Source organism: Burkholderia thailandensis E264, assembly GCF_000012365.1.
Taxonomy (GTDB): domain Bacteria; phylum Pseudomonadota; class Gammaproteobacteria; order Burkholderiales; family Burkholderiaceae; genus Burkholderia; species Burkholderia thailandensis.
Window position 1 is genome coordinate 898,889 of sequence record NC_007651.1, and the last position, 19,071, is coordinate 917,959.

21 protein-coding genes are annotated in these 19,071 nt (G+C 67.7%); 11 read left to right on the forward strand and 10 right to left on the reverse strand.

The features are described from left to right. Positions 1-34: 34 nt before the first annotated feature. Positions 35-823 (reverse strand): RadC family protein, encoded by a 789-nt coding sequence (radC, locus tag BTH_RS16190; RefSeq protein WP_011401866.1) that lies wholly within the window; start codon positions 821-823, stop codon positions 35-37. A 137-nt stretch (positions 824-960) separates the two neighbouring features. On the opposite strand from radC, the gene BTH_RS16195 reads away from it, so the two are divergent. The 8 genes from BTH_RS16195 (at position 961) to BTH_RS16230 (ending at position 8,060) form a co-directional block, all read left to right on the forward strand. Beyond that, the gene (locus BTH_RS16195; protein WP_009892571.1) at positions 961-1,416 is read left to right on the forward strand and encodes an FKBP-type peptidyl-prolyl cis-trans isomerase; all 456 of its coding nucleotides are present in this window, start codon (positions 961-963) and stop codon (positions 1,414-1,416) included. 2 nt (positions 1,417-1,418) lie between these two features. Beyond that, positions 1,419-2,399 (forward strand): 4-hydroxy-3-methylbut-2-enyl diphosphate reductase, encoded by a 981-nt coding sequence (gene ispH / locus BTH_RS16200; RefSeq protein WP_009892570.1) that lies wholly within the window; start codon positions 1,419-1,421, stop codon positions 2,397-2,399. A gap of 285 nt (positions 2,400-2,684) precedes the next feature. Continuing rightward, positions 2,685-3,176, forward strand: coding sequence for a hypothetical protein (locus tag BTH_RS16205; RefSeq protein ID WP_011401867.1), 492 nt, complete (start codon positions 2,685-2,687; stop codon positions 3,174-3,176). A gap of 223 nt (positions 3,177-3,399) precedes the next feature. Next, complete coding sequence (locus BTH_RS16210) at positions 3,400-4,350, forward strand: branched-chain amino acid ABC transporter permease (protein WP_009892567.1); 951 nt, start codon at positions 3,400-3,402, stop codon at positions 4,348-4,350. A gap of 10 nt (positions 4,351-4,360) precedes the next feature. Next, entirely contained in the window at positions 4,361-5,530 is a 1,170-nt protein-coding gene (locus BTH_RS16215; RefSeq protein WP_009892566.1) for an ABC transporter permease subunit, read from the forward strand. A 62-nt stretch (positions 5,531-5,592) separates the two neighbouring features. Beyond that, positions 5,593-6,366, forward strand: a complete 774-nt coding sequence (locus BTH_RS16220; protein ID WP_009892565.1) for an ABC transporter ATP-binding protein — start codon at positions 5,593-5,595, stop codon at positions 6,364-6,366. Beyond that, on the forward strand, positions 6,366-7,082 hold the full coding sequence (locus tag BTH_RS16225) for an ABC transporter ATP-binding protein (protein ID WP_009892564.1): 717 nt from the start codon (positions 6,366-6,368) through the stop codon (positions 7,080-7,082). The genes BTH_RS16220 and BTH_RS16225 overlap by 1 nt, the downstream gene beginning before the upstream one ends. Positions 7,083-7,391: 309 nt before the next feature. After that, the gene (locus tag BTH_RS16230; RefSeq protein WP_009892562.1) at positions 7,392-8,060 is read left to right on the forward strand and encodes a DUF2278 family protein; all 669 of its coding nucleotides are present in this window, start codon (positions 7,392-7,394) and stop codon (positions 8,058-8,060) included. Positions 8,061-8,255: 195 nt separating this feature from the next. On the opposite strand, the gene BTH_RS16235 is transcribed toward BTH_RS16230, so the two are convergent. The 3 genes from BTH_RS16235 to BTH_RS16245 form a co-directional block, all read right to left on the reverse strand. Beyond that, on the reverse strand, positions 8,256-8,714 hold the full coding sequence (locus BTH_RS16235; protein WP_009892561.1) for a GNAT family acetyltransferase: 459 nt from the start codon (positions 8,712-8,714) through the stop codon (positions 8,256-8,258). A 6-nt stretch (positions 8,715-8,720) separates the two neighbouring features. Then, positions 8,721-9,905 carry an acetylornithine transaminase gene (locus tag BTH_RS16240; protein WP_009892560.1) on the reverse strand — a complete coding sequence of 395 codons (1,185 nt, stop codon included), beginning with the start codon at positions 9,903-9,905 and terminating at the stop codon, positions 8,721-8,723. A 277-nt stretch (positions 9,906-10,182) separates the two neighbouring features. Next, entirely contained in the window at positions 10,183-11,214 is a 1,032-nt protein-coding gene (locus tag BTH_RS16245) for a CDP-6-deoxy-delta-3,4-glucoseen reductase (RefSeq protein ID WP_009906811.1), read from the reverse strand. A 28-nt stretch (positions 11,215-11,242) separates the two neighbouring features. On the opposite strand from BTH_RS16245, the gene BTH_RS16250 reads away from it, so the two are divergent. Further along, the gene (locus tag BTH_RS16250) at positions 11,243-12,319 is read left to right on the forward strand and encodes an NAD-dependent epimerase/dehydratase family protein (RefSeq protein WP_009892556.1); all 1,077 of its coding nucleotides are present in this window, start codon (positions 11,243-11,245) and stop codon (positions 12,317-12,319) included. Here the strand turns inward: BTH_RS16250 and BTH_RS16255 are convergent. Further along, positions 12,312-12,500: a hypothetical protein gene (locus tag BTH_RS16255; RefSeq protein WP_009892554.1), complete on the reverse strand. Its 189-nt coding sequence runs from the start codon at positions 12,498-12,500 to the stop codon at positions 12,312-12,314. The genes BTH_RS16250 and BTH_RS16255 overlap by 8 nt on opposite strands. A 115-nt stretch (positions 12,501-12,615) precedes the next feature. Then, a complete protein-coding gene (locus tag BTH_RS16260) occupies positions 12,616-13,338 on the reverse strand; it encodes a pseudouridine synthase (RefSeq protein WP_009892553.1) in 723 nt (240 codons plus the stop codon). Positions 13,339-13,485: 147 nt separating this feature from the next. On the opposite strand from BTH_RS16260, the gene copC reads away from it, so the two are divergent. Continuing rightward, positions 13,486-13,857, forward strand: coding sequence for a copper homeostasis periplasmic binding protein CopC (gene copC, locus BTH_RS16265; RefSeq protein WP_025369531.1), 372 nt, complete (start codon positions 13,486-13,488; stop codon positions 13,855-13,857). A 471-nt stretch (positions 13,858-14,328) separates the two neighbouring features. On the opposite strand, the gene BTH_RS16280 is transcribed toward copC, so the two are convergent. Together BTH_RS16280 and BTH_RS16285 are read right to left on the reverse strand one after the other, a co-directional pair. After that, on the reverse strand, positions 14,329-15,291 hold the full coding sequence (locus tag BTH_RS16280; RefSeq protein WP_009892549.1) for a LysR family transcriptional regulator: 963 nt from the start codon (positions 15,289-15,291) through the stop codon (positions 14,329-14,331). A 202-nt stretch (positions 15,292-15,493) separates the two neighbouring features. Continuing rightward, a complete protein-coding gene (locus tag BTH_RS16285) occupies positions 15,494-16,390 on the reverse strand; it encodes a LysR substrate-binding domain-containing protein (RefSeq protein ID WP_009892547.1) in 897 nt (298 codons plus the stop codon). Positions 16,391-16,504: 114 nt separating this feature from the next. Between BTH_RS16285 and BTH_RS16290 the strand changes: the two genes are divergently transcribed. Beyond that, positions 16,505-17,425 carry an alpha/beta fold hydrolase gene (locus BTH_RS16290; protein WP_009892545.1) on the forward strand — a complete coding sequence of 307 codons (921 nt, stop codon included), beginning with the start codon at positions 16,505-16,507 and terminating at the stop codon, positions 17,423-17,425. 34 nt (positions 17,426-17,459) lie between these two features. Here the strand turns inward: BTH_RS16290 and BTH_RS16295 are convergent, their stop codons facing one another. Together BTH_RS16295 and BTH_RS16300 are read right to left on the reverse strand one after the other, a co-directional pair. Further along, positions 17,460-18,149, reverse strand: coding sequence for an MOSC domain-containing protein (locus BTH_RS16295; RefSeq protein WP_009892544.1), 690 nt, complete (start codon positions 18,147-18,149; stop codon positions 17,460-17,462). Between the two features lie 14 nt (positions 18,150-18,163). After that, on the reverse strand, positions 18,164-19,060 hold the full coding sequence (locus BTH_RS16300) for a dihydrodipicolinate synthase family protein (RefSeq protein WP_009892543.1): 897 nt from the start codon (positions 19,058-19,060) through the stop codon (positions 18,164-18,166). Between the last annotated feature and the right edge of the window lie 11 nt (positions 19,061-19,071).

A 19,071-nucleotide genomic window follows, 5' to 3' on the forward strand; every position in this document is an offset into this window, starting at 1 on the left:
CCGGCCGTGCGTGCGGCGCGTTGTGCGCGGCGCGCTAGATCCAGCCCGCCTGCGCGAACGAAAACGTATCGTTCGCGCCGACGACGAAATGATCGATCAACTGGACGTCGACGAGCGCGAGCGCGTCGCGCAGCACGCGCGTGAGGTGCCGGTCCGCGGCGCTCGGCCGCACCGCGCCCGACGGGTGATTGTGCGCGACGATGAGCGCAGCCGCATTCAGCGCGAGCGCGCGCCGCACGATTTCGCGCGGATAGACGGCCATCCGCGTGAGCGAGCCGTGCGCGGTTTCTTCCGTTTGCACGAGCCGGTGCCGCGCGTCGAGAAAAAGGCAGACGAACACTTCGCGCGGCCGCGTGCCGATCAGGAGCCGCAGATAATCGTCGACCGCGCCCGGCGAATCGACGAGCGGCCGCTCGCGGGCCTTCTCGGCGAGCGCGCGGCGCGCGAGCTCGACGACGGCGACGAGGATCGCGGTGCGCGCGGGGCCGATCCCGCGCAGGCCCTTGAAATCGTCGGGCGCCGCGTCGAGCAGCGCGCGCAGCGAGCCGAAGCGCGTGAGCAGCGTGTGCGCGAGCGCGAACACGTCGTGGCCGGGCAGGCCCGAGCCGAGCAGGAGCGCGACGAGCTCCGCGTCGGACAGCGCGGCCGGGCCGCGCGCAAGCAGGCGCTCGCGCGGCAGATCGCGGCCGCGGCGCGCTGCGCCCGCGGCCGGCAATGCGGCGGGCCGCGGAATGCCGGGTGCTGCGGCGGCCTGCGCGACGGGCCGCTCGCGCTCGGGTTCGTCGCCGACGTTTTCGCCGGCCGAGACAATCTCGTATTGCATGCTGTTGACCTCCAATATCCTGCGTGCTCGCAAGGCGAATCGCGCCGGCATTCCGCTTCGATCGCCGAGGTGACTTACAATATGGGCTTTGCGCTGCGCCGCCCGCCGTTTTCGGGCGCCGATTGAACGAGTACCCCATGAGCCTCATCGACCTTGCAGAAGTGAAGCCCGGTTCGCACGTCACGCTTCATTACCGGCTCGCCCTTGCCGACGGCGCCGACATCGTCAACACGTTCTCCGAGAAGCCCGCCACGCTCCTCCTCGGCGCGGGGCAGCTTGCGCCGTCGCTGGAGGAGATTCTGATCGGCCTCAAGGCGGGCGACCATTCGACTTTCCGGCTAGCGCCCGAGCAAGCGTTCGGGCCGCGCAATCCGGACATGATCCAGCGCGTGTCGCTCGCGACGCTGCGGGAGAACGGCATGGTCGGCGACGATTTCGCGCCGGGCGATCTGATCGAATTCAACGCGCCGGACGGCGGCCGCTACGCGGGCGTGCTCAAGGAGATCGGCGAGACCTCCGCGCTTTTCGATTTCAACCATCCGCTCGCGGGCCAGGCGCTCACGTTCGAAGTGAAAATCATCGGGATTCTGTAATCATGAGCTCCACCGATACGTTGTCCGGCCAGGTCGCCGCGGCCGACGCCGAGATTCTGCTCGCCCAGCCGCGCGGTTTCTGCGCGGGCGTCGATCGCGCGATCGAGATCGTCGAGCGTGCGATCGCGATGCACGGCGCGCCGATCTACGTGCGCCACGAGATCGTGCACAACAAGTACGTCGTCGAGGACCTGAAAAAGAAGGGCGCGATTTTCGTCGAGGAACTCGAGGAAGTGCCGTCCGGCAACACGGTGATCTTCAGCGCGCACGGCGTATCGAAGGCGGTGCGCGACGAGGCGGCCGTGCGCGGGCTGCGCATTTACGACGCGACGTGCCCGCTCGTCACGAAGGTGCACGTCGAGGTCGCGAAGATGCGCCAGGAAGGCGTCGACATCGTGATGATCGGCCACAAGGGCCATCCGGAGGTTGAAGGCACGATGGGGCAGGTCGAGCGCGGCATGCATCTCGTCGAGAGCGTCGAGGACGTGCTCAAGCTCGAACTGCCCGATCCGGAGCGCGTCGCGCTCGTCACGCAGACGACGCTGTCCGTCGACGACGCGGCCGAGATCATCGGCGCGCTCAAGGCGAAATTTCCCGCGATTCGCGAGCCGAAGAAGCAGGACATCTGCTACGCGACGCAGAACCGCCAGGACGCGGTGAAGTTCATGGCGCCGCAATGCGACGTCGTGATCGTCGTCGGCAGCCCGAACAGCTCGAATTCGAGCCGTTTGCGCGAGGTCGCCGAGAAGCGCGGCGTCGCCGCCTACATGGTCGACGCGCCCGAGCAGATCGACCCGGCCTGGGTGGCCGGCAAGCGCCGGATCGGCGTGACCGCGGGCGCGTCGGCGCCCGAAGTGCTCGCGCAGGCCGTGATCGCGCGTTTGCGCGAGCTCGGCGTGACCAACGTGCGGGCGCTCGAGGGCATCGAGGAGAACGTGTCGTTCCCGTTGCCGCGCGGCCTGAATCTGTCTTCCGCCGCCTGATCGCCGGTTTCGTTTCCGTCGCAATGCAAAAGCGCGCCCCGGGCGCGCTTTTCTTTTGCGCGCGATATGTGCGCGATTTTCCGGAGAGCAACCATCCGGCGTCAAATATGTGCAACCCGGTTGCAATATCGCCGGGAACCCCGCTCTCAAAAAAGGTTGCAATGCAGGAAAACCCTGTCGAATCAGGAATATTGGTCGTCCTATAAATAGAGTTACAATGCGCCCGTTTTCAGGCCTGATGGCCTTTGAAACATGGTTTTGGCAAGGCGCTGGAGACCTTATTCGATGCATCTGGAGTTGGTTTACGCCGGGCCCGTCGACGCTGCGGTTGCGCTTTTCGCAGCGGCCGCCGACGGACGCGACGGCAGGGCGGCGGCGCAGGCCGCGACAGCCCCGGCCGTTTCCCCGAGCGACGTGATCGTCGCTGGGGCCGGACGTCCTGCGGCGAATTTCGCCGCGAAGCCGACTCGGATCAAGCGCGCGCGCATCGACGTCGTCGCATCCGTCGGCATCGGCGGGCCGGTCGCGCGGCGGACGGCCGTCCGCCGCATGGCGGGACCGTCCCGACGCGCGCCGATCGCAAGCGACGCAGTGCGCGCGATCGCCGACACCACGAGGCGCGCCATCCCGAGCGAAGCATTCGACGTGCCGCAGCCGATGACGGCGTCCGCCCCCGAGGCGGCCGCTGTCATGCGCGGCCGCGTCGGCTGCGCGAAGGCTGGCGCATGGACGCTCTACGACTTCAAGGAGGCCCAGCACACCGTCCTCAAGTCGTGAATTACAGACGGGACTCGCGACGGCACCGAAGCTTCAGTGCGGTGCCGTTTTCGTATCCGCCCCGGCAGGGCGCGCGGTCGTACAGTCCGCATCGTCCGTGCCGGGCCGGCATCACCTTACCGGTATTGATTCAAGTACCCGCAGTGTCGTTGAGATCGCGCGATTCCATCGCTTATCCGCATGGCTGAGCGCGCATCCAGCAGCACGGGCCAAGGAGCTTTAAATGGATATTTTCGTCCAGCAGATCCTCAACGGACTGGTGCTCGGCAGTGTCTACGCCATCATCGCGTTGGGCTATACGATGGTGTACGGCATTCTCGGTATCATCAACTTCGCGCACGGCGACGTGCTGATGGTGGGCGCGATGGTCGCGCTTTCCGCGATCACGGTGCTGCAGAACCACTTTCCGGAGCTCGGCCACGTCGCCACGCTGACGATCGGGCTCGTGATCGCCGCGGTGGTCTGCGCATGCGTCGGCTTCACGATCGAGCGCGTCGCGTACCGGCCGCTGCGCCGTGCGCCGCGCCTCGCGCCGCTCATCACCGCGATCGGCGTGTCGATCCTGCTGCAGACGGCCGCGATGATGATCTGGTCGCGCAATCCGCTGCCGTTCCCGCAGCTTTTGCCCACTGATCCGATCAACGTGATCCAGGCGGGCGCGAATAATCCGGGCGCGGTGATTTCGATGACCGAGATCACGATCATCATCGTCGCGTTCCTCGTGATGGCGGGGCTGCTCCTCCTCGTGCACAAGACGAAGCTCGGCCGTGCGATGCGCGCGATCGCCGAGAACCCGAACACGGCGAGCCTGATGGGCGTGAACCCGAACTTCGTGATCTCCGCGACGTTCATGATCGGCTCCGCGCTCGCGGCGCTCGCGGGCGTGATGATCGCTTCCGAATACGGCAACGTTCACTTCTACATGGGTTTCATCCCCGGCATGAAGGCGTTCACGGCCGCGGTGCTGGGCGGGATCGGCAACCTCGGCGGCGCGATGGTGGGCGGCGTGCTGCTCGGCCTCATCGAGCAGCTGGGCGCGGGCTATATCGGCAACCTGACGGGCGGGGTGTTCGGCAGCAATTACCAGGACGTGTTCGCGTTCATCGTGCTCATCATCGTGCTCGTGTTCCGGCCGTCGGGCCTGTTGGGCGAACGTGTCGCCGATCGCGCGTAAGGAGAACAACATGACATCCATTCAACCGATCGAAACGTCGGCTTCGCTCGTCGAGGAGCGCCATCCGGCGAAGACCGCCACCATCAGCATCCTGATCGCGGCGTTCGTGATCGCCGCGCCGCTCGTCATCGGCGCGGCGGGCGGCAACTACTGGGTCCGCGTGCTCGACTTCGCGATGCTGTACGTGATGCTCGCGCTGGGCTTGAACGTGGTCGTCGGCTTCGCCGGCCTGCTGGACCTCGGCTACATCGCGTTCTACGCGGTGGGCGCGTACACCGCGGCGCTCCTGAGCTCGCCGCACCTGACGTCGAACTTCGACTGGATCGCGCACGCGTTTCCAGCCGGCCTGCACGTGCCGTTCTTCCTGATCGTGCCGATCGCGATGGCGCTCGCCGCGGTCTTCGGCATCCTGCTCGGCGCGCCGACGCTGCGCCTGCGCGGCGACTACCTCGCGATCGTCACGCTCGGCTTCGGCGAGATCGTCCGAATCTTCATGAACAACCTCGACCGTCCGGTCAACGTGACGAACGGGCCGCAGGGCATCACCGGCATCGATCCCGTCACGATCGCGGGGTTCAACCTGTCGCAGACGCACCAGATCTTCGGATTTTCGCTGCCGTCGGTGTACATGTACTACTACCTGTTCGTGCTTTGCGCGCTGCTCGTCATCTGGGTCTGCACGCGCCTGCAGCACTCGCGGATCGGCCGCGCATGGGCCGCGATCCGCGAAGATGAAATCGCCGCCAAGGCGATGGGCATCAACACCCGCAACGTGAAGCTGCTCGCGTTCGCGATGGGCGCGTCGTTCGGCGGCCTGTCGGGCGCGATGTTCGGCGCGTTCCAGGGCTTCGTGTCGCCGGAATCGTTCACGTTCTGGGAGTCGGTCGTCGTGCTCGCGTGCGTCGTGCTGGGCGGCATGGGCCACATCCCGGGCGTGATCCTCGGCGCGGTCCTGCTCGCCGTGTTCCCCGAGTTCCTGCGCTCGACGATGAGCCCGCTGCAGCACATGCTGTTCGGCCACGACATCGTCGATACCGAGGTGATTCGCCAGGCCCTTTACGGCCTCGCGATGGTGGTCATCATGCTGTATCGCTCGGAAGGCCTGTGGCCCGCGCCGAAGCATGAGGACAGGATCGCGAAACTGGCGAAGCGCGGCGGCAAGAAGCCGGTGCGCGCGTAAAGGACGTGGGACCGGCGCCCAGCGCCAGCGCGCGAGCGCCGGTCGACACAGGAGAAAAGGTAATGAGCGAACAAATTCGACTGTCCGTCAAAGGCGTGAACAAGCGCTTCGGCGGCCTGCAGGCGCTGTCCGACGTCGGCCTCGAGATCCGCGAAGGCCAGATCTACGGCCTGATCGGCCCGAACGGCGCGGGCAAGACCACGTTCTTCAACGTGATCACGGGGCTCTACACGCCGGATTCCGGCGAGTTCAAGCTCGACGGCACGGAATACACGCCGACCGCCGTGCACCAGGTCGCGAAGGCGGGCATCGCGCGCACGTTCCAGAACATTCGCCTGTTCGGCGGGATGACCGCGCTCGAGAACGTGATGGTCGGGCGCCATGTGCGCACGAAGCACGGCCTCTTGGGCGCCGTGTTCCAGACGCCCGCCGAGCGCAAGGAAGAGCGCGAAATCAAGGAGCGCGCGATCGAGCTGCTCGACTACGTCGGCGTGCTGCAGTACGCGGATTACACCGCGCGCAACCTGTCGTACGGCCACCAGCGCCGGCTCGAGATCGCACGCGCGCTCGCGACCGATCCGAAGCTGCTCGCGCTCGACGAGCCGGCGGCCGGGATGAATGCGACCGAGAAGGTCGAGCTCACGCGCCTGCTCGACAAGATCCGCTCGGACGGCCGGACGATTCTCCTGATCGAGCACGACGTGAAGCTCGTGATGGGGCTGTGCAACCGGATGACGGTGCTCGATTACGGCAAGGTGATCGCCGAGGGTCTGCCACAGGACGTGCAGAAGAACCCGAAGGTGATTGAGGCATATCTCGGCGCAGGGGTGCACTGATGGCAGCGGCAATGTTGAGAATCAAGGGCTTGCAGGTCAACTACGGCGGCATCCAGGCCGTCAAGGGCGTTGACATGGAAGTCCGTCAGGGCGAGCTCGTCACGCTGATCGGCGCGAACGGCGCGGGCAAGACCACGACGATGAAGGCGATCACGGGCCTGAAGCCGTACTCGGCGGGCGACATCGAGTACGACGGCAAGTCGATCAAGGGCGTGCCGCCGCACGAGCTGCTCAAGCGCGGCCTCGCAATGGTGCCGGAAGGCCGCGGGATCTTCGCGCGGATGTCGATCGTCGAGAACATGCAGATGGGCGCGTACCTGCGCAACGACAAGGAGCAGATCAAGAAGGACGTCGAGCGGATGTTCGGCTTCTTCCCGCGCCTGAAGGAGCGTGCATCGCAGCTCGCGGGCACGCTGTCGGGCGGCGAGCAGCAGATGCTCGCGATGGCGCGCGCGATTTTGTCGAAGCCGAAGCTGCTGCTGCTCGACGAGCCGTCGATGGGGCTCTCGCCGATCATGGTCGAGAAGATCTTCGAGGTGGTGCGCGAGATCTCGAAGGAGGGCATCACGGTGCTGCTCGTCGAGCAGAACGCGCGCCTCGCGCTGCAGGCAGCGGACCGCGGCTACGTGATGGACTCGGGCACGGTCACGATGGAAGGCGACGCGAAGCAGATGCTCGACGATCCGAAGGTGCGCGCCGCGTATCTGGGCGAGTAAGCGTCGATCGATGCCGGCCGCGCGCGGATCGCGCGGTTGCGGCGTTCATGAAGCCGTCACGGTTCGCCGTGACGGCTTTTGGTTTTTCGGCGGCCCCGTTTGCTTTGCCGGGGCGGCGCGGTGGCGATGGCGGCGGCTGCGCGCGGACGGCTGTCGCCCGCCGCGCGAAGCGACGGCGCGCGACAGGATGCGCTGACGCGAGGCCGGCGGCACCGCGATGCGCGGCGACCCGCGTTCGCCGATCGGTCTATCGAAAACCGGCGCGCAACTCGGGCACAATGTGTGCGCTACCCTTGAACGGAGACGCACATGAGCCTCGATTACGGTTTCGTGAAAGCGAAGATCAAAGCGGTTGCGGGTTTGAAGGCGGCGGCGCGCGCGAACGAGACGCAGTATCACGTCCATCTGACACTCGCGCTGGCCGACGGCGACTGGGACGTCGCGATCAACGTCGGCACCAACGATGCGGACGATCTGCTCAAGTACAAGCTGGTCTACGATTTCCATCATCCGGTTACGCAGACGCTTGCCGCCGCGGCGGAAGGCTACACGGACCTGACTGGCGGCAATGCGCTGCCGGCGCTCGATTACGTGCGCAGCGACGTCCTGAACGAAACGGGCGCCTGGCGGATGAGCGACGTGATGGACGGCACCGAGCATCCGGAACCGATTCCGTCGGTGTTGCGGCTCGTCGACGCCGCGCATCAGCAGAACCTCGACCTGTACGTGTTCGGTCGCACGTATGTCGAAGGCAACGGCATACACGATACGCACATGAACCAGGGATCGTCCGGGCCGCATTTCCAGCATCGGCCGAGCGACGACGCGAACGATCACAACGACGTGTGGCAGGACGGCGCGCTCCTCGTCGATCTCGGCGGCGAGCAATGGGCCGCATACTTCGCGGCGTTCGAGCAGCAGGCGGTGCCGACCGACGGCCTCGGCAATCCGCTGCCGGGCGCGGGGTCGATTTCGTAGGCAGGCGCGAACGAGCGGCGGTGCGCCGCGTGCGTGCGGTTCGCGAGCCTGCGCGCCGATGGCCGGCACGCCGACGATAGCGGCCGGGTCAGGTTCGGCGTGCGCGCGAACGTGTGCGCCCGTCATGCATGACGGTGGGCGGCGGCGCATGACGAGCAGCAATACGGCGGCGCCGCGCGACGCCGATCCGCGACGTCAATCCGTCGCGAGCCGCTTGCCGAACGAGATGCGCTCCTCCGCGCAGTAGCCGAGCGCTTCGTAGAACCGGCACGCGTCGTCGTTGCCCGGCAGCACCTGAAGGTTCACCTTCGGGCAGCCGCGCGCGGCGAGCGCCGCCTCCGCATGCGCGAGCAGCGCACGGCCGATGCCGAACCGCCGCGCGCAAGGCTCGATGGCCAGCGAATACAGCCAACCGCGATGGCCGTCGTAGCCGGCCATCACGGTTCCGACGACGCGCCCGCCGGCGATCGCGACGAAGAACAACTCGGGCTGCGTCGCGAGCTTGAGCTCGATCGAGCGCCGCGGATCGCGGTGTGGCGCGCTCGCGTCCGAATACGAAGGGAACGCGTCGCGCCACACCGCGAGCACGGCATCGGTGTCGCCGCGCTCGAACGGGCGGATCGCGACGCCGTCCGAGACGATCTCGGCCGACATGCGCGATCAGAGCGAATCGAGCACCGAACGCAGCATCGCCATCATCTGGTCGATCTCGTCGTTCGTCACGTTCAGGGCTGGCATGAAGCGCAGCAGGTTCGGGCGCGCGGCGTTCAGCAGCAGGCCGTCCGGCTGCATGTCGCGCGCCTTCTCGACGATCTGCGGGCCGATGTCCTTGCCGAGCAGGAGCGCGCGCAACAGGCCTTCGCCGCGCTCGCCCCCGAAGCCGCGCTCGTCGGACAGTTCGAGCAGCTTGTGCTTCAGGTATTCGCCGCGCGCGCGCACGCCTTCGAGGAAGCCCGGCGCGACGAGCTGCGAGATCACCGCGTGCCCCGCCGCGGTCATCAGCGGGTTGCCGTTGTAGGTGCCGCCCTGGTCGCCCGCCTCGAACACCGCGACGTCCGCCTTCGACAGCAGCGCCGCGAGCGGCACGCCGCCGCCGATGCCCTTGCCGAGCGTCATGATGTCCGGCTCGATGCCGGCGAGCTCGTACGCGAACAGCGTGCCGGCGCGACCACAGCCGCTTTGCACTTCGTCGACGATGAGCAGCAGGTCGTGCTGCTTCGTCAGCGCGCGCAACTGTTGCATGAATTCGCGCGTCGCCGGGATCACGCCGCCTTCGCCCTGGATCGGCTCGAGCATCACGGCGACGGTCTTGTCGTTGATCAGCCGCTCGACCGAGTTGATGTTGTTGATCTCGGCCTTCGGGAAGCCCGGCACTTGCGGCGCGTAGATCGTGTCCCAGCCGGCCTTGCCGCTCGCCGACATCGTCGCGAGCGTGCGGCCGTGGAAGCTGTGGTCGAACGTGATGATCTCGTACGCGCTGTTCCTGAACTTGCGGCCCCATTTGCGAGCCAGCTTGATCGCGCCCTCGTTCGCCTCGGCGCCGCTGTTCGCGAAGAACACCTTGTCGAACACGCTGTGCTGCGTGAGGAGGCCCGCGAGTTTCGCCATCGGTTCGTTGTAGAACGCGGGCGACGGGTTCAGCAGCTTTTCGGCCTGCGCCTGCAGCGCCTGGACGAGGCCGTCGTTGCAGTGGCCGAGGCAGTTGACCGCCCAGCCCTGGATGAAATCCAGGTAGCGCTTGCCGGTGTGGTCGTAGAGCCACGAGCCCTTGCCGTGCGTGAACACGATGTCGGGGCGGTTCGTGATGTACATCAGCGAGTCGATCGGGTAGTCGTTCAGCGGCATAACGGCAGGCTCCAGCGGGGGGGCGGCGAAAGGACAATAAAAAAAGCCACGGGATGCCGTGGCTTGGTGGTTCGAACAGCTTTTGCGTAACGGGGAAGCGGTTACGCGCGAGTCCGTGACGAGCCGGCGGCATCCGTGCGGAGCGGCGAGCGGCGACGTCGGGAAGCGGACTGGAAGCGGTTCATGTGCGCAAGCATAAGGCATCACGCGGCCCCAAGTAAACCGCTGCGACGCGACAATTCCGTGTCGCGGCGGTTTTTCCGGGGCCGCGCGGCGTTCAGACCGGATGCGCGAGGTCCGCGGCGCTCGTAAACGAGTCCGCGTAGAACTCGTCGGCGGGCAGGCCATGATGTTGCGTGAAGTCGCGCTGCGCGGATTCGACCATCACCGGCGCGCCGCATGCGTACACCTGGTGGCCGGACAGATCGGGCAGATCCTCGATCACCGCGCGGTGCACGAAGCCCGTGCGGCCGGTCCATGCGTCGCTCGCGTCGGGCTCGGAGAGCACCGGCACGAACTTGAAGTTCGGGATTTCCTTCGCCCATTGCTCGGCGGCGTCGAGCAGATACAGATCTTTCTTGCGGCGCGCGCCCCAATAGAGCGTCATCGGGCGCGCGAGCTTCACGTGGTGCGCGTGCTCGATGATCGCCTTGATCGGCGCGAAGCCCGTGCCGGAGGCGAGCAGCACGATCGGCTTGTCCGAATCTTCGCGCAGGAAGAACGTGCCGAGCGGGCCCTCGAAGCGCAGGATGTCGCGCTCCTTCATCGCGCCGAACACGTGGTCGGTGAATTTGCCGCCCGGCATGTGGCGGATGTGCAGCTCGATCGGCCCTTCCTCGTGCGGCGCGGTCGCCATCGAATAGCTGCGGCGCGTGCCGTCCTTCAGGATGAACTCGATGTACTGGCCGGCCAGATACTGCAGGCGCTCGTTCGCGGGCAACTGCAGCCTCAGCACGATCACGTCGTCCGCGCGGCGCTCGAGCGCGGCGACGCGGCACGGCAGCTTCTTCACCTGGACGCCGTCGACGCCCGCGATCTCGCGCACATCGACTTCGAGGTCGCTCTGCGGCTTCGAGCAGCACAGGAGCGCGAGGCCGCGCGTGCGCTCGTCGTTCGACAGCGCCGATGCGGAATGCGGCCCCTGCTCGAACTGGCCTTGCACGATCGTGCCCTTGCACGATCCGCACGCGCCGTTCTTGCAGCCGTAGGGCAGATGGACGTTCTGACGCAGCGCCGCCGCGAGCACGGTTTCGTCGGCCTCGACCTGGAACTGCCGGCCGCTTTGCTTGAGGGTTACGTTAAAAGCCATAAGTCGTTGAGAACAAAAAGTGGGGACCGTGCAACGCGTGCACGGCGGCTACAATGCATTCCTACGGATCAACCGATACACCATGATTGCGACACGAATCCTGCGCCGGCCGCGCGTATTGATCGTCGGCTGCGGCGATGTCGGCATGCGCTGCGCGGCGCAGTTGCGCGCGCGGCACGAGAACCTGCGCGTCATCGCGCTGACGAGCCGGCGTTCGCGCTGCGCCGAACTTCGGGCGGCGGGCGTCGTGCCAGTTGTCGGCGATCTGGACGCGCGCGCGACGCTCGAGCGGATCGCGCGCGTCGCGCATGTCGTGCTGCACCTCGCGCCGCCGCAGGCCACGGGCCACGTCGATCGCCGAACGCAGGCGCTCGTCGCCGCGCTCGCGTCGCCGCGGCGGCCGCGTCAGCTCGCGCCGGCATACGGCAGGCTGCGCGCGGGGTGGGCCGCCGCCAGATCGGCGCGGCCTCGTTTTCAAGCATCGGCTATTGTACCCGACGCCCCGTCGCGTCCCGTCGTCGTCTACGCGAGCACGAGCGGCGTCTACGGCGATTGCGGCGGCGCGCGGGTTGACGAAACGCGTCCGGTGCGGCCCGCGAATCCGCGCGCGCAGCGGCGCGTGTCGGCCGAGCGCCAGCTTCGCCGTGCGACCGCGCGCGGCGCGCTGTCCGCGCGCATCGTGCGGATTCCCGGCATCTACGCGGCGAACCGGCTGCCGCTCGCGCGGCTCGAGAAAGGGACGCCGGCCTTGATCGAGGCCGACGACGTCTATACGAACCATATCCATGCCGACGATCTCGCGTCGATCCTGCTGCGCGCCGCTGCGCGAGGCAAGCCCGCGCGGGTCGTTCATGCGAGCGACGACACCGAGCTGAAGATGGGGGACTATTTCGAGCGGGTCGCGCGCGCGTTCGGCCTGCGCAGCCCGCCGCGCATCGCGCGCGCCGAAGCGGAACGGCAGCTCGAGCCGATGCTGCTGTCGTTCATGCGCGAGTCGCGGCGGCTCGCGAACGCGAGAATGAAGCGCGAATTGCGCATCGCGCTGCGTTATCCGAGCGTCGATGACTTCCTGCGCACCATGCCCGCGCCGCGCCCGGTCAAGTGATCGACGGCAGCGCCTCGATCAGCAGGAAGCACAGCAGCGCGCCGATCAGCGCGCCGATCAGATTCGGATGATATTTGTGCTTCAGATGCATCGCGGTGAGCAGCCCGCCGATGATGATCGCGCCAAGCGCCGCGAACGCCAGCATCACGGACGAAATTTCGATCGGATTGTCGATGGTCATGCTGTCCCCCAAACCCGGAATGTATTGTGGTTTGCTTCGAGTATAGCGGGGCTTGATGACGCTGCCATGCTGCGCGGCAGCATGGCTGGGGAAGCCGAGTGGCGGCCCTTCTCGCTTACCCTGATAGGGTTTTTGCCGTGTCGCGCAATGCGGCGAGATCGCGCTCGTCGAGCCAGCGCCAGGCGCCTTCGGCGAGATCCTCGGGCAGCGCGAAGCCGCCGATGCGCGAGCGATGCAACGCGTCGACGCGATTGCTCGCGGCGGCGACCATCCGCTTCACCTGGTGGTATTTCCCTTCGGCGATCGTCATTTCGAGGAGTCGTTCTCCTCGGGCGGCGGCGGCGAGCGCGGCGATCGGCTTCGGCTCGCCGTGAAGCAGCACGCCCGCGCGCAGCGCGTCGAGCTGCGCGTCGTCGAGCGGGTGGCGCACCGTCGCGACGTAGGTCTTCGGCACCTTGCGTTTCGGCGATGTGTACGCGTGGACGAACTGGCCGTCGTCGGACAGCAGCAGCAGGCCCGTCGTGTCCTGATCGAGGCGGCCGACGCATTGGACGCCGCGCTCGGCGAACTGCGGCGGCAGCAGGCTGAACACGCTCGCATGATGCTGCGGCTCGCGCGAGCACTCGTAGCCCGCCGGCTTGTTGAGCGCGACGTACGCGCGCGCGCGGTACGGCCACGCGACACCGTCGACCTCGAACACGAGCCGGGCCGTGTCGAATGACGTGTGCGCGTCGGCGCACGTCGCGCCGCCGACGGCGACGCGTCCCGCTTCGACGAGCGCGCGGCATTGGCGGCGCGACCCGAAGCCTTGCGTGAACAGAATGCTTTCGAGATCCATGGCGCGCGCATTGTACCAAGCGCATCGAACGCGCAACGGGCGAACGGCCGGCGCGCGGCCGAGCGCAGGCCCGCGCGAGGGCTGTTAAGCTCGGGGCCTGCGGTCGCGCGCTCGCGACCGCCATTGCTCGTTCGAACGAAGGTAACGATGACCATGACGATCACTTCCGTCGCGCGGCGCGGCCTCGCCGCCGCGCTCGCACTCGCGCTGTCGAGCGTTGCGTTCGCGCACGCGAAACCCGAAAAGACTGATCCGCCCGCGAATGCCGCGGTGGCCGCGCCTCAGGCCGTGTCGATCGACTTCACCGAGACGCTCGAGCCCGCGTTCAGCTCGATCGTCGTCGTCGACGCCGCCGGCGCGCCGGCCCAGGCCGCGAAGGCGGTCGTCGCCGCGCACGATCGCAAGCGCATGTCGGTCGCGCTCAAGCCGCTGCAAGCCGGCGCGTATACGGTCAAGTGGGTGGCGGTCGCAACCGACGGCCACCGCACGCAGGGCCGCTATACCTTCACCGTGAAATAAGCGCGGGGCGAAGGGCCGCCGCGGTGTTCCGATGCGCGGCGGCATGCGCCGGGACGGGATTTTGCCGATTCGCCGCAATTCGTCGTTCGAGACCGCTCGGCGCTGCGCCGGTTGCGTGGCAGCGATGCTTCCAGATCGATTCGAATCGTTTCATCGCGTCGATATGAAAACGGTCGAATGAAAACGGAATCGCGCACTCGAGCATCGAGGCGACAGTGAGATTCGCCGACGCGAATCAATCGCGCGCGCTTGCCGCATTCCGGTCTGGCGGCTGCGCGTGCGATGCGGCTTGCGCGCGGGAGGCCGTGAATGTGTCCGACAGCGCGCGGCGAGCCTTTCGTCGTTTTTCCGCCGCCGAACGGACCCAGACGCGGGTTGGCGCGATCGGCGCTTTGGGTGCGCATCGCGTGCGCATGCGCACGCACGTTCATCCGCGCGACGACACGCCGGAGCGCATCGGCGGCGACGCGTTCAGCGCAGCCGCGTGACGACGGCGCGTGCGCCGAGCATCGGCGCGTCGCTGCGATCGCCGGCGGCGCGCGGCCCGATCCGTATCCGCTCCTTCAGGAACTCGAGTAGCGCATGCACGCGCATCGGCAGGTGTTCGCTCGGCCCGACGAACACCGCGTTGATCTCCTCCTCGTCGCCCGGATTGAATGCTTCGAGCACCGGCACGAGGCGCCCCGCGTCGAGGTCCGCGTCGACGTGAAAGCGCGCGAGCCGCGCGAGCCCGAGCCCGGAGACGGCGGCTTCGCGGATGCTTTCGTTGTCGCCGAGCAGCAGGTTGCCGCCCCACTGCAGCAGGCGCTGGCCTTCCGTCGCGGCGAACGGCCATGCCTTCGCGTTGCCGCTCAGGCCGATGCAGTTGTGGCGATCGAGATCGTCGGGCGTCGCCGGCATGCCGTTGAGCTCGAGATACGCGGGCGAGCCGACGACGATCATCCGGCTGCCGCCGAGCCGGCGCATCACGAGCCGCGAATCGTCGAGCGAGCCGGAGCGGATCGCGATGTCGCTGCGGTCGTCGAGCGGGCCGGCGGCCGCGTCCGACAGCACGATGTCGAGCGTGATGTCCGGGTAGCGGCGCTGGAACTCGGGCACGAGCGGCATCAGATGATGCTTGCCGAACGGCACGTGCGAATTGATCCGCACGCGTCCTTGCGGAATCGCGCCATGCGTCGCTTCGCGTTCGGCGTCGGCGATGTCTTCGAGGATGCGCACGCAGCGTTCGTAGAACGCGGCGCCTTCGGGCGTGAGCTGCAGCTTGCGCGTCGTGCGATTCAACAGGCGCACGCCAAGCCGCGTCTCGAGCCGTTGAACGAACTTGCTGATCGCCGACGGCGTCATGTCGAGCCGCCGTCCCGCCGCGGAGAATCCGCACGACTCGATCACCTGAACGAATACGGCCATCTCGGAGAAACGATTGACCTCGCGCATGGACGTTTGGACGAGATTTTGAATGGATGAATCCTAGTATATCCGCGGCTTGTTTTCGAACTCGCGGGATTTTCTTATTCCCGTGCTCGTCGATTTTCATCGCTTCGTTGCCGACCGTTCATCCCGCTTCAGCCGCCGCGTATTGGCGATTCATGGCGAGACGGACGTCTCGATCGATTGCGCATTCGCTCGCGCCCGCGCGTCAATGCGTCGACATGAAGCGGCGGCGGCGTCCGGTTTCGCGCACCGCCTCGATCAGCGCGGCGCCGGCGGGCGTCGGCCGATGCGCGAACGCATGGAAGCGCGCGGCGGGCAGCGCGGGCAGCGCGTCGTTTGGCCCGCATTCGCGCAGGCCGTCGCGCAACTGGCTGCGCGCGACGACAGTGACGGCGAATCCCGCGAGCGCGGCCGATACGCAGCCCGCCATGCTGCCGCTCTCGAATGCGATTCGAAATGGCCGCAACGCGTCGCTCAGCGCGGCGAGCGCCGCCTCGCGGTACACGCAGGGCTCGGGAAAGAGCGCGAGCGGCAACGCGTCGTTCGCGTCGAGCGCGGCGTCGGACGCGAATGCCCACACGAGCGGTTCTTCCCATAGCAGCTCGCCGGCTTTGTCGTCGATGCGGCTGCAGTGCTTGCCGAACACGACGTCGAGGCGGCCCGACGCTTGCTGTCGCAGCAGATCCGCGGTGACGCCGACCTTCAGCTCGATCGTCGCGCGCGGATGCAGGCGGCCGAACGCATGCAGCACCTGCGGCAGCCACGCGCCGGCGAAATCCTCCGACGCGCCGACGCGCAGCCGGCCGAGCAGCGGCGAGCCGCGCAGCCGCGCACGCGCCTCGCGTTCCAGCTCGACGATGTTGCGCGCGTATGCATAAAGGGTCTCGCCCGCGTGCGTGAGCTCGACGCGCCGCGTCGTGCGGGCGAGCAGCACGGCGCCCGTTGCCTGCTCGAGCCGCTTGATGTGCCCGCTGACCGCCGACGGCGTGAGCGCGAGCCGCTCGGCGGCAGGCGCGAAGCCGCGGCTGTCGGCGACTTCGAGAAAAGTGCGCAGCAGCACGATGTCGAGCGACATTGCTGCCGAGTCCGACGGCGCATTCATATGGATCACTCATTCAACGAGATAGTCGAATAATAGATGACGATTCCTTGAGAATCGTGACGAGAGCTCGGGCTACGATCGACATCACCGACCTGACGCTCGACGGAGACCCCGATGCCCGACTATCTGTTTGCGACGACCCCGCTGCTGGACGTCGCGTATCTCGAATGGAACCCGGACGGGGCGCGCACCGCCGTGCTGCTGCACGGCTGGCCGGATAGCCCCGCGTGCTGGAAAGCGGTCGCGCCGGCGCTCGCCGACGCGGGCTATCGCGTGCTCGCGCCCGCGCTGCGCGGCTTTGCGCCGACCCGCTTTCGCGACGCGGCGACGCCGCGCAGCGGGCAACTCGCGGCGCTTGGGCGCGATCTGCTCGATTTCGTCGATGCGCTGCGGCTCGAACGCCCGGTGCTCGTCGGACACGACTGGGGCGCGCGGGCCGCCGCGAACGCGTGCGGGCTGCGCGAGCGGGTGGCGTCGGGGCTCGTGATGCTGTCGGTCGGTTACGGGACGAACGATCCGAATCAGTCGCTGTCGCTGCAGCAGGCACGCAATTACTGGTATCACTGGTTCATGGCGACGCCGCGCGGCGAGCGGGCGGTGCGTGACGATCGCCGCGCGTTCGCGCGGACGATGTGGGACACGTGGGCGCCGGCCGGCTGGTACGCGCCGGAGGACTTCGACGAAGCGGCCGACGCGTTCGGCGGGCCCGATTGGGCGGACGTCGTGCTGCATTCGTATCGGCACCGCTGGGGCTTCGCGGACGGCGATGCCGCATATGCCGGCGACGAAGCGCGTCTGAATCCCGCGCCCGTGCTGTCCGTGCCGTCGCTCGTGCTGCATGGCGGCGCGGACACCTGCAATCATCCGGACAGCTCCGCCGCGCGCGAGCGCTTCTTCGCCGGACGCTATGAGCGCGCCGTGCTCGACGGCGTCGGTCATTTCCCGCAGCGCGAGGCGGCGGCGCGCGTGGCCGACGCGATCGTCGCGTTCGGCGCTAACGCTTGCGCGCGCCGGGGATCGCCGGTCGACCGGTGATCGGCCGGCTTCGCCGCTGCGTCGCGCGTTCATCTCATCCGTCGAGCCGCTTCGTCCAATCCTCGACCGCGCCGGCCTTCAGCCGCCGCTCGAACAATTGCCGCCACGACGGCGGCAGCGCATCGATGCGCGACAGCGCTTCGAGCGCGCCGGCGTCGAGCGTGCGCCGGTACAGCACGTCGAGCACGCACGACAGCGGCCATTGCGGATGCGGCCGTTCGCGCAACGCGAGCTCGCCGTCGGGCTCCACCCAGCCTTCGTCGAGCACGCGGTAGTACCAGCCGGTCCGCCCGCTCTGCTGCACGCGCGCGGACATCTTCTGGAATCCGAAGCGTGCGTTGAGCTTCCAGCACGGCTGCCGCGATTGCGACACCTGCAGCGTCGCGCCGCCGAGCGTGAAGACGTCGCCGAGGCACACGTCGCGCTCGGTGACGCCGCGCGTCGACAGGTTCTCGCCGAATGCGCCGGGCCGAGCGAGCACATCGCGCGGGCCGATCTCGGCGATCCACAGCGGATAGTGGTCGAACGCATAGTGATGGACCGCCTTGTCCGGACCGCCGTGATGCTTGCGATCGGCCTGCTCGTCGCCGGCGAAGCCCGTGCGTGCGAGCCATAGGCGCTCGCGTACCGGTTGCTTGTCGATCGCGCTCGCGTGCGGCGTGCCCGCGAGCGGCCGCGTTGCGCCGATCAGCAGCGCATCGAGTTTCGCGTGCGGCGAATGCATGCGCGCCGTTCCATTCACGCGTGCGCTGCGTCGCGCAGCGCGTCGAGAATCGCGGCGAGCTCGCGCGTGCGCTCTTCGCCGAGCGGGCGCAGCGGCTTGCGCGGCTCGCCCGCGTCGAAGCCCGCGAGCCGCAGCCCCGCCTTCACCGTGACGGGCAGCCCGTCCGCGACGATGAACTGCAAGAGCGGCAGTTGCCGGTGGAAGACGGCGCGGGCCGTGTCGAGATCGCCCGCGCGCATCGCTTCGTACAGCGCGAGCGGCAGACGCGCGTTCAGGTTCGGCGCGGCTGTGCACCAGCCGGCCGCGCCGGCCGCGAGCGCGGCGAGCGCCATCGGATTGCTGCCGTTGTAGAACGGGATCGCGCCGTCGCTCAGTTGCGCGAGCCGGTGCATGCGTTTGATGTCGCCCGTGCTTTCCTTGACCATCGTCACGTTGTCGACCGTGCGGAAAATGCGCGCGATCAGCTTGGGCGACATGTCGATGCCGCTCGTCGCCGGGTTGTTGTACAGCATGATCGGAATGCCGATCGCGTCGCCGATTGCGCGATAGTGGCCGATGATCGCTTCGTCGTCGAGCTTCCAGTACGACACGGGCAGCACCATGACCGCGTCCGCGCCCGCCTGCTCGGCGAATTTCGCGCGGCGCACCGCGTTCGCCGTGGTGAGATCGGAGATGCCGACGACGGTCGGCACGCGGCGGTCGACGGCGCGAATCGAGGCGGACGCGACGGCCTCCCATTCGGCGTCGGACAGATAGGCGCTCTCGCCCGTGCTGCCGAGCGGCGCGATGCCGTGCACGCCGCTTGCGATCAGGCGTTCGACGAGCGCGCCGAGGGCGGCCGTGTCGACTTGGCCGTCGGGCGAGAAGGGCGTGACGGGGTAGGCGATGATGCCTTGCAATGCGTGGGACATGAGTTGGGGTG

What these genes read in the sequence shown, in the direction of transcription:
- radC (WP_011401866.1), bottom strand. Translation starts at nt 823, where the DNA reads ATGCAATACGAGATTGTCTCGGCCGGCGAAAACGTCGGCGACGAACCC.
- BTH_RS16195 (WP_009892571.1), top strand. Translation starts at nt 961, where the DNA reads ATGAGCCTCATCGACCTTGCAGAAGTGAAGCCCGGTTCGCACGTCACG.
- ispH (WP_009892570.1), top strand. Translation starts at nt 1,419, where the DNA reads ATGAGCTCCACCGATACGTTGTCCGGCCAGGTCGCCGCGGCCGACGCC.
- BTH_RS16205 (WP_011401867.1), top strand. Translation starts at nt 2,685, where the DNA reads ATGCATCTGGAGTTGGTTTACGCCGGGCCCGTCGACGCTGCGGTTGCG.
- BTH_RS16210 (WP_009892567.1), top strand. Translation starts at nt 3,400, where the DNA reads ATGGATATTTTCGTCCAGCAGATCCTCAACGGACTGGTGCTCGGCAGT.
- BTH_RS16215 (WP_009892566.1), top strand. Translation starts at nt 4,361, where the DNA reads ATGACATCCATTCAACCGATCGAAACGTCGGCTTCGCTCGTCGAGGAG.
- BTH_RS16220 (WP_009892565.1), top strand. Translation starts at nt 5,593, where the DNA reads ATGAGCGAACAAATTCGACTGTCCGTCAAAGGCGTGAACAAGCGCTTC.
- BTH_RS16225 (WP_009892564.1), top strand. Translation starts at nt 6,366, where the DNA reads ATGGCAGCGGCAATGTTGAGAATCAAGGGCTTGCAGGTCAACTACGGC.
- BTH_RS16230 (WP_009892562.1), top strand. Translation starts at nt 7,392, where the DNA reads ATGAGCCTCGATTACGGTTTCGTGAAAGCGAAGATCAAAGCGGTTGCG.
- BTH_RS16235 (WP_009892561.1), bottom strand. Translation starts at nt 8,714, where the DNA reads ATGTCGGCCGAGATCGTCTCGGACGGCGTCGCGATCCGCCCGTTCGAG.
- BTH_RS16240 (WP_009892560.1), bottom strand. Translation starts at nt 9,905, where the DNA reads ATGCCGCTGAACGACTACCCGATCGACTCGCTGATGTACATCACGAAC.
- BTH_RS16245 (WP_009906811.1), bottom strand. Translation starts at nt 11,214, where the DNA reads ATGGCTTTTAACGTAACCCTCAAGCAAAGCGGCCGGCAGTTCCAGGTC.
- BTH_RS16255 (WP_009892554.1), bottom strand. Translation starts at nt 12,500, where the DNA reads ATGACCATCGACAATCCGATCGAAATTTCGTCCGTGATGCTGGCGTTC.
- BTH_RS16260 (WP_009892553.1), bottom strand. Translation starts at nt 13,338, where the DNA reads ATGGATCTCGAAAGCATTCTGTTCACGCAAGGCTTCGGGTCGCGCCGC.
- copC (WP_025369531.1), top strand. Translation starts at nt 13,486, where the DNA reads ATGACCATGACGATCACTTCCGTCGCGCGGCGCGGCCTCGCCGCCGCG.
- BTH_RS16280 (WP_009892549.1), bottom strand. Translation starts at nt 15,291, where the DNA reads ATGCGCGAGGTCAATCGTTTCTCCGAGATGGCCGTATTCGTTCAGGTG.
- BTH_RS16285 (WP_009892547.1), bottom strand. Translation starts at nt 16,390, where the DNA reads ATGAATGCGCCGTCGGACTCGGCAGCAATGTCGCTCGACATCGTGCTG.
- BTH_RS16290 (WP_009892545.1), top strand. Translation starts at nt 16,505, where the DNA reads ATGCCCGACTATCTGTTTGCGACGACCCCGCTGCTGGACGTCGCGTAT.
- BTH_RS16295 (WP_009892544.1), bottom strand. Translation starts at nt 18,149, where the DNA reads ATGCATTCGCCGCACGCGAAACTCGATGCGCTGCTGATCGGCGCAACG.
- BTH_RS16300 (WP_009892543.1), bottom strand. Translation starts at nt 19,060, where the DNA reads ATGTCCCACGCATTGCAAGGCATCATCGCCTACCCCGTCACGCCCTTC.